This window comes from Acidianus brierleyi (assembly GCF_003201835.2).
Taxonomy (GTDB): Archaea; Thermoproteota; Thermoprotei_A; order Sulfolobales; family Sulfolobaceae; genus Aramenus; species Aramenus brierleyi.
In genome coordinates this window covers 1-15,494 of sequence record NZ_CP029289.2, presented here as the reverse complement: position 1 = coordinate 15,494, position 15,494 = coordinate 1, and the positions used below count along the sequence as shown (strand labels likewise).

The window sequence follows — 15,494 nt, the reverse complement described above, 5'->3', positions numbered from 1 at the left end:
CATTTAAATAGTTATAATGATTTCATAATTTCCTCGTCTTTTACAATTATTTTGGGTCTCCATCCCATGGAATAAGCTATTAGACTTCCTATCCCAGATATTGCTAAGTTTATAATTAGTGCTATTAGTGCAATATATATTAACCCTATAGGTGTTTTCATAAATACTCCATGAGAGTAATAGTATAGGCCTATTCCAGATACTACGCCAGCAATAAGTCCCGCTATTAAAGATCGTTTTTCCAGTTTATTAGTATATAACCCTAAAAAGACTGGAGGTAGAGCTTGAGCTACTATTATACCTCCAAGTAATTGTAACGTTATAGCATATCCTGGCACTGCAAATACGAAACCTAAAGCAAGGAATTTGAATACTACAGATACCCATTTTGCCATGCTTGATTCCGCTTTCTCAGATAATGGCTTAAACTCCTTTACAATATTTCTCGTAAATAAATTAGCTATGGCTATTGCCATTATTGCAGCAGGAACTAATCCACCTATGAATACTCCTACAAGAGCTATCCCTACAAACCAATTAGGCATCTCATAAGCAATAGTAGCAGGAACTACTAGATCTGCTGCAGAAGAAGCTCCTATTATGGGTTTTAATGTACTTATAGCAGATAAGGCCGGAGAAACTGCGTATACTAAGATTCCGAATAATGCTAAGAAAGCTAAACCTATACCATAAATTGGTAACATGGACGTACTTAATTTTAGCTGATTCTTACTATTGGATGACAAGGAACCATTTATAGCATGAGGATAAAGATATAGTGCTATTGCACTTCCTAAAGCTAATGAGAAATACGCAGTAATAAATGAACTTGGTAAGGTTAAGAATTTGGCCGGAGCTTTAATATCGGAAAACGCAGTGTGGAAGCCGCCTATAAATATTGGAATGGCTATTATTGAAACTATAACAGTAAACCATATAAGCGCATCTTTGAATACACCTGTTAATGTTGCTCCTCTTAATCCGCTAGTATAAGTAAATGCTGCTAAGATAGCAAAAGCTAGTAAAAGAGATATTTCATTAATAAACGTTAATGATGATACACTACTAGTTCCTATTCCTAATCCTAAAAGTAACATAGAGAGTGCTGCCTTCATCCCTACTATTTGAAGAGCTATATATGGTAATTCTGCTACTATACCAACTATAGCTACTAGTATAGCTAGCGTTCTACTATTAAATCTGTCTTTTACAAAATCTGCTGCAGTTACATATCCTTTATTTCTTGAAACAGTCCATAATCTTGGCATAGTAAGTAAAGCAATGGCAAATGTCCATGCTACATAAGGAACTGCAAAGAAATAAAGTGAACCTATACCAAATAGGGCTGCTGGAACCGCAATAAAAGTATATGCAGTATAAAGATCTGCTCCCATTAGGAACCATACGAAGAATACTCCAAGTCTTCTTCCAGCTAATCCCCATTCATGTAATTTATTCATGTCTCCTTTTCTCCATCTAGCTCCATAAAATCCCAAAAATATAAATATTACAAATAAAATAAGAAAAACTCCTAAAGTAATTCCATCTATATTAGACTTAGGTATTGATATCAATTTACTCCACCTCCTTGAATATTAGCGTAATACCTAGAAACATTAAACTACTTACTACGAGTAAAATTGTTTGATACCAGTAAAAAAGTGGTAATCCAAATAATTCTGGATAAATTCTATTAAAAAATGGAAAAACAGAATATAAAATAATATCTACTATTAGAGTTATAAATAACGCAAGATAGAATTTTGTTTTTATCATTAAAATTTACTCTTTTTGTAGGTTAATTAATATTTTTTATAACAGAGTAAAAGTTAAATATAAATTTTAGTATACTTATATAAGTCAATTTAGTTATATTTAAAACTATATTATACTTATATATCAGAAATATAAAATTAAGTAGCTATTTCATTGCACATTATCAGTAAACTTATTGTATTTGTAATAATTTTGTTATTTTTATGATTAAGAGAAAATCTTTTTATTATAACTCCATTATATCATTTCATGCACTTTCCTTCTAGAAAGAAAAAACTTGTTGCTATTTTGAACTTAATAATTTCAATTTCAATCTTAGTAGCCATAACTATCATAACAAATACTGAATTTATACTTCCACCATTTTTAGCTACGGCTGCTACTAAATATCCTGATCCAGATTGGAGAATGCATAGAAGTATTATAATATTATTTTCATATACAATTTGTGGTTTAGTAGGCTTAATATTCTCTTTATTTCATTTATATGGAATAATTATGGCTACTATAGCATCATTTATTGCATTTAGTATTTGTGTTTTAATAAACATAGAACATACTCCAGCAATATTAGCAACGCTATTAGGTGTATTAGAAAGAGTAAATGTAGTGTATATTATACACCCTATTATAACTGGTGTAATAATAGTTGAAGGAATTAATTATCTTCTTACTAAATACGTCGAGCCTAGGATAAAGTGATTTTTAATGTTTAGTACTAGCATTCTTCGTAAGCTTCTTCTATTACTTTTTTTGCAAGATTTTCAGGAACCTTAACTTTAACTTTGTAATTTTGATGTACTACGTTTACTTCCATATCAGTAGATTTTTCTCCTTCTAAATCAAACGTAAGAAATTGTACTGTACTAAATGCATGGCCTTGATTTCTTCCGCTTTCCGGTTCTCCTTGAATAAGTTTTTTCCCTACGCGTAAAAATATTGAATTATAAATCTCTGGTAACTCATTAAATACTCTCTCTAAGTCTTTTTCATCTTGTGCATAAATATAAAGGCTAGCCTTAGCTTTTCCTCCACAAGGCAACCAAGAGGAATAAATATTTATTTCCTCTTCAATATCTTTTTTGTTTGATAATTTATCGAGGTAAACCATTTCCTGAATTTGTTGAAGTACTGTATCTCTATTTTCAAATAGTATTCCTAATCTGTCGCCTAACTCCAATCTTCTTTCCTTTTTAATTTCTACAATTTTTTTCCTTCTTTCCTCTCTAACTTTTTCGTACTCAAACCACGGTAAAACTTCTTCAACTTTTATCGTTCTTCATCGCCTCTTTTAAAACTTGAATAGGATGTAAAGGTTTTCTCCCTGAAGCCTTAAATATTTGTAATCCAGCTAGTGGACATTCAGTCGCAAAGATTTCAGCATTACTTTGAGAAAAAGCCTCCATCATTTTAGAACCAATAACTTTAGCCTTTGAGTAGTTTCTTAATCCCCAACCTCCATCTATGCCAGAACATCCTTTATCTGCTATTTCCACTTTAGATTTAAGACTTCTCATTAATTGAACACCAGGGTATCCTACACCTAAGTATCTTAAGTGACATGGCGTATGATAAAATATACTTTTAGGCATTTCTCCTTTTAACTCTATTTTCCCTTCCCTCTTTAATTTAAGAAGGTACTCCATAGCATCATATACCTTTATAGCGTCCTTATCTAAGATATACTGATATTCCTTAGTAAGCATTAATGTGCATGTAGGGATAGGAGACACTACATCATATCCTTTCTTAATATATTCCTTTATAATATTATAGTTATATTCAGCATTCCTTTTTAATGCCTCTGAATCTCCTACATCTAGCATGGGTGCTCCACAACAAATGAAGTTTGCAGTTATTACTTCTATTCCTAATTTATTATATACTTCTACTAGGTCTTCTCCAATTTCTGGATAGAAATTTTCCACTAAACAAGTATGGAAAAGGACAACTCTGGCTTTAGGATTCTGAATATCTTTCCTTTTAAAATTAGAAAGAAATCCTTTCTCGGCAACTCTAAGTTCTGGCGCTCCCTCACTAATTAATCCTTTTACCATATTTCTTGATAAGGGCCTTACAAAACCTGCAAAATCTAACATCTCAAATATTCTGTCTTTTAAAGGTATTCCTGTCTTACTTCTGTAAAATAACCAGCCCCAGCTCATTAAATGAGCAAAGTCCATATTAAGATCGTTCGGTGGTGTAAAAGGACAATTAACATAACACATATTACAATGAAAACAATCCGGTGATATATCAAAGAGATCATCTAGAGTTAGGGCCTTAGGGCCTTTTTGATCTGTGAACTTAAATAATTTGGGAAAAACGGGACAGTAATTAAAACATCTTCTGCAACCGTGACAGACTGAAGCTTGTCTTATAAATTCTGATTGAAGTTTAGTTTGATTAAAAAAATCAGGATTATCTTTATTTAAAGAATACATTCATTTTTCCCCTTTAAGTGCCTTCAACGCGTTAGTAAACTTTTCTGCGTGACTCTTTTCTGCTCTTGCTAATGTTTCAAACCATTCTGCAGCTTCATCAAAACCTTCTTCCCTTGCTACTTTAGCAAATCCTGGGTACATTTGTGTGAATTCGTATGTTTCGCCTGCTACTGCTGATTCTAGCATTTCCTCAATTGTCTTTATTGGTTTACCTGTAGCTGGATCTACAGAGTCTCCTTGTCTTATGAAATCTAGATGTCCAAACGCATGAGCAGTTTCTCCTTCAGATATGCTCCTTAATAATGCAGCTATTTCTGGATATCCCTCTTCATCAGCTCTTTTAGCAAAATATAGATATCTTCTATTTGCCATAGATTCTCCTATGAAGCCGTTTTTGAAGTTTTCCTCTGTTTTAGTTCCTTTTAGACTTTTCATGTTCTCTTTTATCTTATTATCAAATTAATATATAAAAGTTTCTAATATTAATCTGCTATTATATGGAAAGAACTCTTATTTAGGAATAAATTTAATTTAACTAGATCGCTTTTTGACTTTTTTATTAAAATAAATATCTTTTCTAAGATCTCTTCTCTTTATAATGAAATTTTTCAATAAAAACGTTTTTTAATCATTATATAGTAAGAATGATATGGCAAAAAATGTTGCTGAAATAATAGTTGATACATTAGTTAAAGCAGGAGTAAAGAGAATTTATGGTATACCTGGCGATTCTATAGATCCATTAATGGACGCTATTAGAAAAAATAAAGAGATACAATATATACAAGTTAGGCATGAAGAAGGCGCTGCTTTTGCAGCTTCTGTAGAATCTAAACTAACAGGGAATTTAACAGCATGTATGGGAACTTCTGGTCCAGGATCAATACATTTACTTAATGGGTTATACGATGCAAAAATGGATCATGCGTCTGTTATAGCATTAACCGGTCAAGTAGAGAGCGATATGTTAGGACATGATTATTTTCAAGAAGTAAATATGGTTAAACTATTTGATGACGTATCTGTTTTTAATCAAATGATAGTAAATCCTAAAAATGCTGGATACCTAGTATGGAGAGCTATTCATGAAGCTAAAACTAAGAAAGGAGTATCTCACTTAAATCTTCCAGTAGATATTCTTAGAATGGATGGAGAAGAATTTGAAGGAAATTTAGAAGTTAAGGTCAGCTATTCTGTAAATGTTGATTCTGCAGTAGATTTAATTAATGAAAGTAAGAACCCAGTTGTAATGATAGGAGGAGGAGCTAGGGGTTCATCTGAATTACTTAACAAATTTGCGGAAAAAATAGGTTCACCAATAATCTATGCACTAAATGGTAAGGGAATACTTTCGGATTACGATGAAAAAGTTATGGGTGGAATAGGGCTTTTAGGAACTAAACCATCCGTTGACGCATTAAATAGAACTGATTTACTTATACTTTTAGGTACTTCGTTCCCATATGTTAATTTCTTACCTAAAGACGTTAAAGTAATTCAAGTAGACATAAATCCAGAAAATATTTCAAAAAGAATTAAAGCTAACGTTTCACTAGTATGCACAGTAGAAGATTTTCTAAAATCAGTTTTAAATAAAATAAAGGAAAAGGATGAAAAATTTTATATAAAAATGAAAAATCAAAAGGAAAAATGGTTTGATGAATTAAAGAAAGTGGAAGATGAGAACTCTATTCCTATAAAGCCTCAAAAGGTTGCCTCAAAACTTTCAGAAGTATTTACAGAAGGTACAGTGGTAGTAGATACTGGTAACGTTACTATGTGGGGAGCTAGAAACTTTAAGGCTTCTGGCAAGCAACGATTCGTATTTTCTACATGGTTAGGCTCTATGGGGGTTGGAGTTCCTGGTGCAGTAGGTGCTTCATTTGTATCTGATAATGTTTTAGCTCTAGTAGGTGATGGAGGATTTGCCATGACAATGATGGAATTAATAACTGCTAAGAAATATTCTAGACCAATAAAAGTAGTAATTTTTAATAATTCTAAATTAGGAATGATAAAATTTGAGCAAGAAGTCATGGGATACCCAGAATGGGGCGTAGATTTATATAATCCAGATTTTTCAAAATTAGCTGAATCCATTGGGATTGAAGGCATTAGAATAGAAGATCCGAAAGATCTGGATGAAGGACTTAAGAAGCTTAAGGAAAGCAAAGGTCCATTTGTAATGGATGTCGTTGTAGATCCGAATGAGAGACCCATGCCACCTAAATTGACATTTACTCAAGCAAAGAACTACGTATTATCTATATTTAGAGAAAAGCTCGAATCTTCAGAGTGAAAAAATGAGAATAGTAATATTAGGTGGTGGATTTGCAGGGATTGCTGCTAAATGTGCTTATGAGAACTCAATATTGATTGATAAAGAAGATAAATTTTTACTTACGCCAAAATTAGTTGATACTATAGCCAAAGGTGAGTCTGCATTATTTTACAGGAGACCTGATATAAAAGCTGAAGTCCTTAAAATTAACTTTAAGGATAAGAAAATTACTACTACTAAGGGAGAGATAAATTATGATAAGCTAATTGTTGCTTTAGGTTATCAACAAGATCTGACTAGGATAAAAGGAGCGCAAGACCATGTAATGAAACTTGAAAATTTTGAAGATGCTCTTAAAATAAGAGAAGAGATAAATAAGGCTAAAAGTCTAATAGTAATAGGAGGAGGAGATTTAGGGGTAGAAGTTATAGGCAGTACAATAGAGCTCTTAGGAAAGATAAAAGGTAAAGAAAGAATTATCTTGATAAATAGAGGTAAAAGAGTTTTACCTCATATGCCAGAAGAGATATCGTTATATGCAGAAAAAATATTAACTGAACTAGGAATAGAATTGTTTTTAGATACGGCAGTTAATGAAATAAAAGGTAAAGAAGTAAATACTACTCAAGGTACTTTTTCGGCAGATCATATATTTTATGCAGGAGGAATCAGAGGTCCTAATATTCTTAATTCCTTAGGTTTTACAACTAAAAACTATAAGATGGAAGTTAATGACGATCTAAGCTCAGTAGATTATAAGGATGTATATGGTGCAGGTGCATGTGCATCTTTAAAGTATCCATCTAATGCTGAAGTTTCTATGCAATCTGGAGTTCACGCTATCTATAATGCATTAAATGACTCCGAAGAAAAATTTAATCCGAAATCTCTAGCAGACGTAGTAGAAATAAATAATAGCTTTCTTGGTGTATTTATGGGAATGCCAATAAAAGGTAGTTTCGCTAGACTATTAAAATCTTTAGCATTAGCAAATGTTTTATATAAGATAAATAAAATAAACTTCCTAAATAATAGCCTTAATACGAAGAATTAAAAGTTTTATTTATTAGTTATAAGAAATTATCCAATCATAAAAATAATAATTACCTATTAAATAACTATTTAAAAATATAACTGAATATTAGAGAAGGTAAATACCATCGATTTTTCCAGTATTTTATTCATTTTAAAATAATAACTCTTTTAAGAATTTACCGAATACATATACTATAATTGCAGACATTACTATCCACATTGATATAGCAGTATTAAATTCTTGAGATTCACTATAGGGAGAAAATTTATAAACTGCGTTAGAATAAGCTGGAAATTCCAATAGAAATACTATGGAAAGTATTGTATCTGCCAACATCCATATTATTATTAATGAAAGCCAAGAGAACAATGAAAGTCTAGATGCTGAGATTCCTGCCAATATTCCAGCCAGTATCAATGAAAAATCGTTAAGTGCCCTAAAAAATGTAAACGCTCCTGCAAGAGCAAAAAAATAAGGAACGTGCCAAAACGATACTAAAAATGCAGATGGTATTATCCAATATGTTGAACCTTTAATTACCTTATATGACAATAGGAGTCCTCCTATAAACAGTACGTAGTGACTTACCATGAATAACCATTCATGTAAAAACTCTTGACTCTCAGTTAGGGGATTTAAAACTAAAGCAAGAAGAATAATGGGAGGTATGAAATGTGAAAACTTTACCTTTTCTTTGTCAAGTTTCATAATATAATATACGTTTATAAATTAAAAAGTCTTTCTATTATAATTTAAATAAAAAATAATATTTTTATTCTAATCTTTTACATATACCAAATAGTGATATAAATTAATTGCGTAACCCCATAGAAACAATATTACCCCTAAATCTATGCCTGCATACGTGCTAGCTACTCCTACACTTGGTAACTTTATCATCAATATTAGTAGGAATATTGTTATAACGAATATTGTAGGAATTGCGAAAAACGCCATTTTTTTAGTTATCGGAAATCCTGGTTCAGTAGAAACTCTAGTTGAGTTAAAAACTTTTACTAGTTTGCTCATATAATGGTAAACTAATGTTCCTAGAGGTAATAATAATAATATGCCTAATAAAGACGGCTTAAGGAGGAAGTCTCCGAAAGTTCCAGCGAACAGTAATGTCACAACAGAAGTTCCTAATATTGTCGTAGGTCTTACACTAGGTAAATTAGTTGATGATATATTTATAGACTTTTGTTTCGACCTACTTCCAAATAAGTAAATTATTGCTGCCATTATTAAAGCAGGAATTCCTAGGATTTCCATTTGTGCAGTAAAGGGTGCTGGTACTCCAGGGTAAAAATATCCCCAGAAAGATAGCGCGATTAATGAGTAAATTAGTACGCACATAACCCATGTCCAGAACTTTCTACTACTTAGGAACATAACATTACTATTTTCGAAAAACGGAATCAACATTATTATTACTAAACCAACTATGAGAATCGCAATTACCATTGATGGAAGTAATGGTAAACCGTTAGGTAAGAGGAAATCTACGAACTTATATAAGAATAAGAAGAACCATGGAGGATAAGGAGCAGTATGTATAGCTGCAGCAGTAAATGCTTGAGGAGCTGGGAATGGATTAATTACTAGAGGAAGTTCAATAGTATGGCCAAATACTGTAGCTCCGTTTAAATTGGCTAAAACATCTGGAACTATTAAAATTATACCCCATGTCATTAGAACTAATGATAGCATATAAACAAAATTTCTTGGCCACCACGGGTTAAATCTTTGTTGCTCTTCCTTTGTATAGTAAGCTGGAACAAAAGGTTTTTCTTTCTTTGACGGAGTCATTCCATATCTTTCTGATAACATCAAATGGAAAATGAATAGAAGACCTATTAACGCTACAAGAATTATATGCCATCCTAGAATCCTATCGAAGAATTCGCTTCTAACTATTGGATTAGTAGATTCTACAGCATCAATCCCTGGACCGAACAGCCAACCAACTACAGTTGTTGCTCCTGGAAATCCTGTTCCAATCAATAACGAAGATCCTATATCTACTGCATCAATTCCTAGCACGTCTCCTACTAAACTATATCCAAAGAACGATGCACCTAGAGTTAAGGCAAGCAATAATACTCCAGTAACCCATTGTAACTCTCTAGGTTTCTTATATGATCCCTTAAAGAAGTTTCTAAACATGTGAATATAGACTAAAATTATCATTATGTATGCTCCGTATAAATGGCTGAAAAGTAGAACTGCACCATATGGAATAGAATGTATAATGATTTGAGTTTGCCCGTAAGCATTTGCTGGTTCGTAAAGCAAAAGAAGAATTAAACCAGTTATTACTGTATAAATGAAACTTGCAGCAACTAATCCTCCTAGCCAATAAGATACATTATACATGTAATCCGGAGTTCTAAATAGAGGTGCCTCTTCAATGCCTACTCTATCTAGAATTAAATCAAAAAATCCTTTTTTCTTCTCATTCTCACCCATTCTATCCACCTCCTATATTTGTTCTCCTCATATTATCTTTTAAGTTTATTAAATCATTAGATTTGTAATTAGTCTTATTTAATATAAAATTATTAATATTACTCTTAATTTGATTTGCGTAAGTCACCTGTTTAACTAATTTTTCATTAGAATTTACATATGCCATAGAGCCAGGCATAGAAGGTACTGTAATAGAAATACCAGTAGGTCTGCTAGTCCTTACATACTCAGCAATTGCAGTAGATATGGTTAGCACTAATCCTGGTATACCTACTTCTGCTAAGAACGACATTAATTGCATATATGAAGAGAACATGGGAGGGTAAGCTATTTCCCTTCTTAATAGACCCAAATATCCGGCTATAGTCATTGTATATCCAACACCTACAAATGGTACTGTCCACCATAGTACTCCCATTAGCATAATTTTCTTTGCCTTTGCACTAAAATTAAGATTGGGATTAGTAGATTTTAACAAATCTACAAAAACTCCTGTGAAACCAACCAAAATTAATGTCCATATTACTAAGTGGAAGTGCCCCACAACATAATACGTATTATGTACTACGCCGTTTATTATATTGATAGGTAATGGTAAAGCTTGGACTCCGCCTATTATAAATCCTATTAGAGCTATTAAAAACGTCATACCTAACGGATCCTTATAGTCATATCCTTTTGATGTAAGGATAGTTAGGCCAAGATTAAGCACCGTTAATCCAGAGCCAGAAGCCAAGACTAGGGTAGATACTGTAATCCAAGCCCTAAGATCTACTGGTAGAGGGAAAGTTTGTAAGTGATGAACCCATATAAGCATTGAACCTATAGCTAATAGAAATATATTCCATCTAGCCCATTTTTCACTAAATAATGATCTTTTTGCGTATATTGGAATATAGTAATATAATGCACCAAATAATGGAAACGGAACATAATAAACTACTGGATGACCATAGAACCAGAACAATATTACCCATAGAAGAGGATTCACTTTAACTAATGTGGGTAACCATATCGCAAGAACATACCATAATTCTGACGCAGTTAATGCGGGTAGGGTTAAAGCTATTATTAGGGAGAACGCTACGCCGTATGCAGCAAATATGTTTATCTTCTTATCCTTAGGCTTAGTTAGATAAGCGTCTATCACAAAAGTTAATGCTGCTATTGCTCCGCATGCACTATTAAATGCTAAAGCTAAGTACCCTGCTCCCATCATAGCTCCATGATAAATCCTAAAAGCTTGGAAGAGAGAGTTATCCTCAATAGCTAAAGGAGGATACATGTACCAGCCCATATCCGGTCCTCCAAATAATGCAAATACTAATCCTAGATTGGAAATCCAGAACATAGAAGTTACTAATTTTCTGTGAACGACAGAGAGTCCAGATTTATACATCGAAAAAGCAATTATGCCAAGAGCAGCATCTGGAACTAAGCCTAACATTGCCGACCAGCCATGTATAGTAAGCATCATATAATAGATTGGCCCTACGGCTGGAGAGTTTTGATCGTATACTAGATATGTTCTCATATTCATGGCCGCTGTACCTAAAACAATTAACCAAGCTACTGCTCCAATTAAGTAAAGCCATACAATTCCTATAGTATCTTTTGGATTTGCAACTTTTGATGCTTTATTAATAAAATCTTTTATATAATTAATTATGTTTTTTATAATGTTTTTATAATTCATTATTACTTCACCTCTAAAATTCCAGTCCAGTATGAGAAATTATATCCTGCATATTCTGGATCTCTCCAAGTATAATTACCTGGAGTACTAGGTGCTACAAAATAAACGTAATTTGTATAGTTGGGTGGAGCATTTATATTTACGACGCCATCTGGCAATCTCATGAAGAATCCAGTTATCACTTGAGGAGAGTGCAATATTATTGCGATTGGTTCATTAGCATTAGCAATAATTATATTCGGATTGTATCCTAACTGAGTCACTGTCATGTTTACTACAAGTACTCCGTTAACTACTTCGGAATCTCCATTAGCTGGTGGATGTGATTCAAAATATTTTACTGCGGCTTGAGCTATTTTAGGCATACCGCTAAATAATGGAAGTCCGTATCTATAGCTAGTGCTTGACCCACTAGTTACACCCACTATATTCCACCCTACAAAAATAGCAACTAATATTAACATTACTATAAACCAACTCAATTCTGCATGTTCCTTAATTTTTTCAACGAAAGCCATTTTAATCATGATAAATATGTACGGATTAGCTTTATAAATGTTATTTTTAATAACTATGATGTTTTTGATAGTATCAACAATATTTAAACTATATTACATTTCACAATCTAAATAATTTAATTAGATTATTTAAATAAATCGAATGGAAACTTAGAAAATATTAGAATTATAAAATATATTTTTCTTTTTATAACTTTAAATAAAATATATTAATTCCTTTTATATTCATTAATTTCATTACGGGAAAAAGTTTTTATAAATCTCAAAGATATTAAAAATCATGATAGTGCCATGAATGATAAAATTATTATCAAAAGAAGTGATTTCATTTTCGCTAAGCGACTATTGTGGAAGATGAGAAATGGAAATACAAAATTTGATGAAAGAGAATTCATGGCAAGGGGCAGAGATTACTTATTTAACTATGCTGAAAAAAATGCTGGTCCATTAGATCCTGGTAGAAGAGCATTTCTTAAAGGTCTCCTTATAGGTATAGGAGTACTGGCGGTAGCTTCTGCAGTACCCTTAGTATCATCACTAAATCCTGCATTAGTTTCACTGAAGAAGTTCCCATGGATGATAATTGTAGATTCTGACGGTAAACCTATAGAGGCTTCTAAATTTCCAGTTAATGATCCTACAATAATGCTATTCCAGTACCCATTATTGGGAGACATAACTTTTCTGATAAATATGGGTGACGAAAATAACAAGCCCGTTGAAATAAAGCCTACGACAGTGGTTATACCAGAAAATGGTCACACTTATACTTTTCCAGGCGGCGTAGGTCCATATAAATCAATAGTAGCATATAGTGCAATATGTCAACATCTAGGTTGTACCCCACCAGAAATACATTTCTATCCTCCGCAATATTTTAAGCCTGGAGGAGTAGTGCCTAATTTCTTACCATCAGTAGCTTATAACGCAGCAGTATCTGCTAATGCAAAGAGTGTAATTCACTGCGATTGTCATGGTTCTACATATGATCCTTGGCACGGCGCTGCAGTTTTAACTGGGCCAACAGTAAGACCTTTACCATATGTTGAACTATACTGGGATTCAAATACTGACTATCTATACGCAGTGTCTATGAATTTACATGCTCCGCCTATAATGGATCATCCATCAGACTTAGTCGGTGCTGCTTATCTAGATTCCTATGATGAAACTACTGGCTGTCCTAAGTTGATTGTTCAAAAGAATCAAACTCCCACAAATTGTTATACTAAAGTTCAAAGTGACGGAAATACTTTCGGTGGTTCATCATGACCAGATTAGGTATTGCTATAGTAGGTCTAATATTTGGCGTTACTGCGGCATTTGCAGCCTTTATAATCTATACAATCCTATGGGATTCGTCTCCTGTAAATGTTATTTTACCGGAACTGTTTTCTCATCTATTATAACACAAAATTTATAAGTTAGATTTTTTATCATATATTTAGTGAAAATATGAAACTAACTGGTAGGCTTTTATTAACCATATTAGTAGTTTTATTCTTTATTATACTTTCAATTCCAATAGATATTTTTGTATCTTCCGCTATAGGAGTAGAAAATACCACAATAATATCAGCTGCTCTCTACATTATATTAGCCTCTGCAGCGTTCTTCCTTGTGTTTTTTAAGGATTTTTATTGAACTTTTTAGAGTTTTCAAAACTAAACTTTTTATAGCATTTTTTTATAAATGATATTAATGAGCTCTAGATCTCTTTTAGATGTATATAACACTATGGCATCAAAATTTTCTAGAAATCAATATACTCCTGCATTAGCGGCAGCAGAGTTAGCTTGCTTAATAATAACCTATGTAGCAGGAATGGGTATAGCAATATACAAATTACCACTTCTAGGAGTTCCAATAACTGCACATATATATGCGGCAGCTTTTGATGTAATATTTGCGATTTCCCTATATGGTTCTAGTACTAGAGCAGGAAACCTACCCCTAAGAGTTCTTTCGGTATTAGACATCTTATCAGTATTAGGTGCTGCCTTCATGGGACTATTCTATTTCGGAGGATTTTCGATACCAATGTATGCACTAGGAATGGGTACTGGATTTATTTTCACTATAGTATTTACATCAGCCATACTATTCTATGCTTTAAGAAGATAAACAAATTAAATTTAACTTAATTTTTTAAAATGAGAAATTATAATGAAATATTTATTTAGCACACTTTTATAGATTATATTGATGAACATGACAGAAGAACGTTTGGGTAGGAATACTCCAGTTTTAATTGCATCGTCTGTAGAAACAATTTTATTAATGGGCGCATTTCTCGCAGGCACTACAGCAATGCTTAACGATCAATTTCCGTTAACAGCCACGTGGATGGCCGCACTACTTTCTGCCCATTTAAGCCTAGCGCTTTTAAGCGGTTTAGGTGCAGTTTTGCTTTTTACATTGTCATATCTTAGCGATAGGAAAGATCTATTCTACTTAGGTCTCCTTACTGTAGTTTTTGTAGGATTAGCTGCAGCCGGCGGATTAGCATTTTACGCTACGTATAATTATGCATTTTCGTACCTTATGGCTCTATCGTTTATAATAGCTATAATTACGTCTACTGGATGTTTAGTATATTCACTTTGATTTTTTTTGGTGTCAAATTTGGTTCCTATATCGTTTATACTTAATGTAATGCATGGATTTTTTTCGCTAATATACTACGGCTCTGTTATGATATTCGGAGTTATTGTAGCTCCTAGACTTTCGAAACTCTCTAATGAGACGGTTAATGATTTAATGTATAATCTCTTTCCTACTTTAGTAAGCTTCATAGAAGCTACTGGGATGATAACTATAGTATTTGGAGCAGGAGAATTCATACACTACCTTATAGGCTACTATAGGTCTGGAGGCATTAGTGAAGTATATCATGTGTTGTTCTCTACGGGATGGGGTATATGTATATTTTCAGGAGCTATTCTAGGAATTATAGGATTTTCTATAGGGCTTTTAATAGGACATTATTTTGAGAAATTATTTAAGCTGTTCAGGTCTATAGATCCAGAATCTATAGACGAAATAAAATTAGTTCAAGGTAAGCTAAAATACTATTCCACATTTGGAGCTTTACTTTTAACTATAACAGTAATTCTTATGATTTTGGGAGTCTCCTTTTTACCTTTACCTCAGTAGCGTTAGTACTCCTAGAAAGTTCTTAACCATTTAAAGAGTTCAAATGATGGATAATAAGACAAAAACTTACTGGCGTTCTATATAGGAACCACTAGTGATATATTACAATTTTATCTGA

At 32.7% G+C, this 15,494-nt stretch carries 18 protein-coding genes; 9 read left to right on the top strand and 9 right to left on the bottom strand.

What is annotated here, in order from left to right; genetic code table 11:
- Positions 1-11: 11 nt before the first annotated feature.
- Positions 12-1,565, bottom strand: a complete 1,554-nt coding sequence (locus DFR85_RS03395; RefSeq protein ID WP_110271714.1) for a sodium:solute symporter family protein — start codon at positions 1,563-1,565, stop codon at positions 12-14.
- A gap of 10 nt (positions 1,566-1,575) precedes the next feature.
- Positions 1,576-1,776, bottom strand: coding sequence for a DUF3311 domain-containing protein (locus DFR85_RS03230; protein WP_110269130.1), 201 nt, complete (start codon positions 1,774-1,776; stop codon positions 1,576-1,578).
- A gap of 249 nt (positions 1,777-2,025) precedes the next feature.
- On the opposite strand from DFR85_RS03230, the gene DFR85_RS03045 reads away from it, so the two are divergent.
- A complete protein-coding gene (locus tag DFR85_RS03045) occupies positions 2,026-2,478 on the top strand; it encodes an HPP family protein (RefSeq protein WP_110269129.1) in 453 nt (150 codons plus the stop codon).
- A 16-nt stretch (positions 2,479-2,494) separates the two neighbouring features.
- Here the strand turns inward: DFR85_RS03045 and DFR85_RS02915 are convergent, their stop codons facing one another.
- From DFR85_RS02915 to DFR85_RS02215, 3 genes are read right to left on the bottom strand one after another with little or no spacing between them, the layout of a single operon-like run.
- Positions 2,495-3,049, bottom strand: a complete 555-nt coding sequence (locus DFR85_RS02915; protein WP_110269128.1) for a DUF3501 family protein — start codon at positions 3,047-3,049, stop codon at positions 2,495-2,497.
- Positions 3,039-4,220, bottom strand: a complete 1,182-nt coding sequence (locus tag DFR85_RS02395) for a heterodisulfide reductase-related iron-sulfur binding cluster (protein ID WP_110269127.1) — start codon at positions 4,218-4,220, stop codon at positions 3,039-3,041. The genes DFR85_RS02915 and DFR85_RS02395 overlap by 11 nt, the downstream gene beginning before the upstream one ends.
- Positions 4,221-4,655: a rubrerythrin family protein gene (locus DFR85_RS02215; RefSeq protein WP_110269126.1), complete on the bottom strand. Its 435-nt coding sequence runs from the start codon at positions 4,653-4,655 to the stop codon at positions 4,221-4,223.
- Positions 4,656-4,869: 214 nt separating this feature from the next.
- Here DFR85_RS02215 and DFR85_RS01990 point away from each other — a divergent pair, with 214 nt between their 5' ends.
- A complete protein-coding gene (locus DFR85_RS01990) occupies positions 4,870-6,519 on the top strand; it encodes a thiamine pyrophosphate-dependent enzyme (protein WP_110269125.1) in 1,650 nt (549 codons plus the stop codon).
- A 4-nt stretch (positions 6,520-6,523) separates the two neighbouring features.
- Positions 6,524-7,555 (top strand): NAD(P)/FAD-dependent oxidoreductase, encoded by a 1,032-nt coding sequence (locus DFR85_RS01660; RefSeq protein WP_110269124.1) that lies wholly within the window; start codon positions 6,524-6,526, stop codon positions 7,553-7,555.
- A gap of 132 nt (positions 7,556-7,687) precedes the next feature.
- Here DFR85_RS01660 and DFR85_RS01655 read toward each other — a convergent pair whose 3' ends face one another.
- The 4 genes from DFR85_RS01655 to soxA form a co-directional block, all read right to left on the bottom strand.
- Positions 7,688-8,245, bottom strand: a complete 558-nt coding sequence (locus DFR85_RS01655; RefSeq protein ID WP_110269123.1) for a DUF1404 domain-containing protein — start codon at positions 8,243-8,245, stop codon at positions 7,688-7,690.
- Positions 8,246-8,314: 69 nt separating this feature from the next.
- Positions 8,315-10,006 carry a proton pump complex cytochrome B SoxC gene (soxC, locus tag DFR85_RS01535; RefSeq protein ID WP_110269122.1) on the bottom strand — a complete coding sequence of 564 codons (1,692 nt, stop codon included), beginning with the start codon at positions 10,004-10,006 and terminating at the stop codon, positions 8,315-8,317.
- 1 nt (position 10,007) lies between these two features.
- Positions 10,008-11,702, bottom strand: a complete 1,695-nt coding sequence (soxB, locus tag DFR85_RS01175) for a proton pump complex quinol oxidase subunit SoxB (protein WP_110269121.1) — start codon at positions 11,700-11,702, stop codon at positions 10,008-10,010.
- Positions 11,703-11,704: 2 nt separating this feature from the next.
- Positions 11,705-12,220 carry a proton pump complex quinol oxidase subunit SoxA gene (gene soxA, locus DFR85_RS01165; RefSeq protein ID WP_110271713.1) on the bottom strand — a complete coding sequence of 172 codons (516 nt, stop codon included), beginning with the start codon at positions 12,218-12,220 and terminating at the stop codon, positions 11,705-11,707.
- Between the two features lie 291 nt (positions 12,221-12,511).
- Here soxA and DFR85_RS00690 point away from each other — a divergent pair, with 291 nt between their 5' ends.
- From DFR85_RS00690 to DFR85_RS00145, 6 genes are all read left to right on the top strand, one after another.
- The gene (locus DFR85_RS00690; protein ID WP_110269120.1) at positions 12,512-13,492 is read left to right on the top strand and encodes a Rieske 2Fe-2S domain-containing protein; all 981 of its coding nucleotides are present in this window, start codon (positions 12,512-12,514) and stop codon (positions 13,490-13,492) included.
- Positions 13,489-13,629, top strand: a complete 141-nt coding sequence (locus DFR85_RS00455) for a hypothetical protein (protein ID WP_168367098.1) — start codon at positions 13,489-13,491, stop codon at positions 13,627-13,629. The genes DFR85_RS00690 and DFR85_RS00455 overlap by 4 nt, the downstream gene beginning before the upstream one ends.
- A 46-nt stretch (positions 13,630-13,675) precedes the next feature.
- On the top strand, positions 13,676-13,864 hold the full coding sequence (locus DFR85_RS00385; protein WP_110269119.1) for a hypothetical protein: 189 nt from the start codon (positions 13,676-13,678) through the stop codon (positions 13,862-13,864).
- A 57-nt stretch (positions 13,865-13,921) separates the two neighbouring features.
- Entirely contained in the window at positions 13,922-14,344 is a 423-nt protein-coding gene (locus DFR85_RS00190) for a hypothetical protein (protein ID WP_162582510.1), read from the top strand.
- A gap of 81 nt (positions 14,345-14,425) precedes the next feature.
- Positions 14,426-14,827 carry a hypothetical protein gene (locus DFR85_RS00160; protein ID WP_110269117.1) on the top strand — a complete coding sequence of 134 codons (402 nt, stop codon included), beginning with the start codon at positions 14,426-14,428 and terminating at the stop codon, positions 14,825-14,827.
- An 18-nt stretch (positions 14,828-14,845) separates the two neighbouring features.
- On the top strand, positions 14,846-15,376 hold the full coding sequence (locus tag DFR85_RS00145; protein ID WP_168367097.1) for a hypothetical protein: 531 nt from the start codon (positions 14,846-14,848) through the stop codon (positions 15,374-15,376).
- Positions 15,377-15,494: the final 118 nt, after the last annotated feature.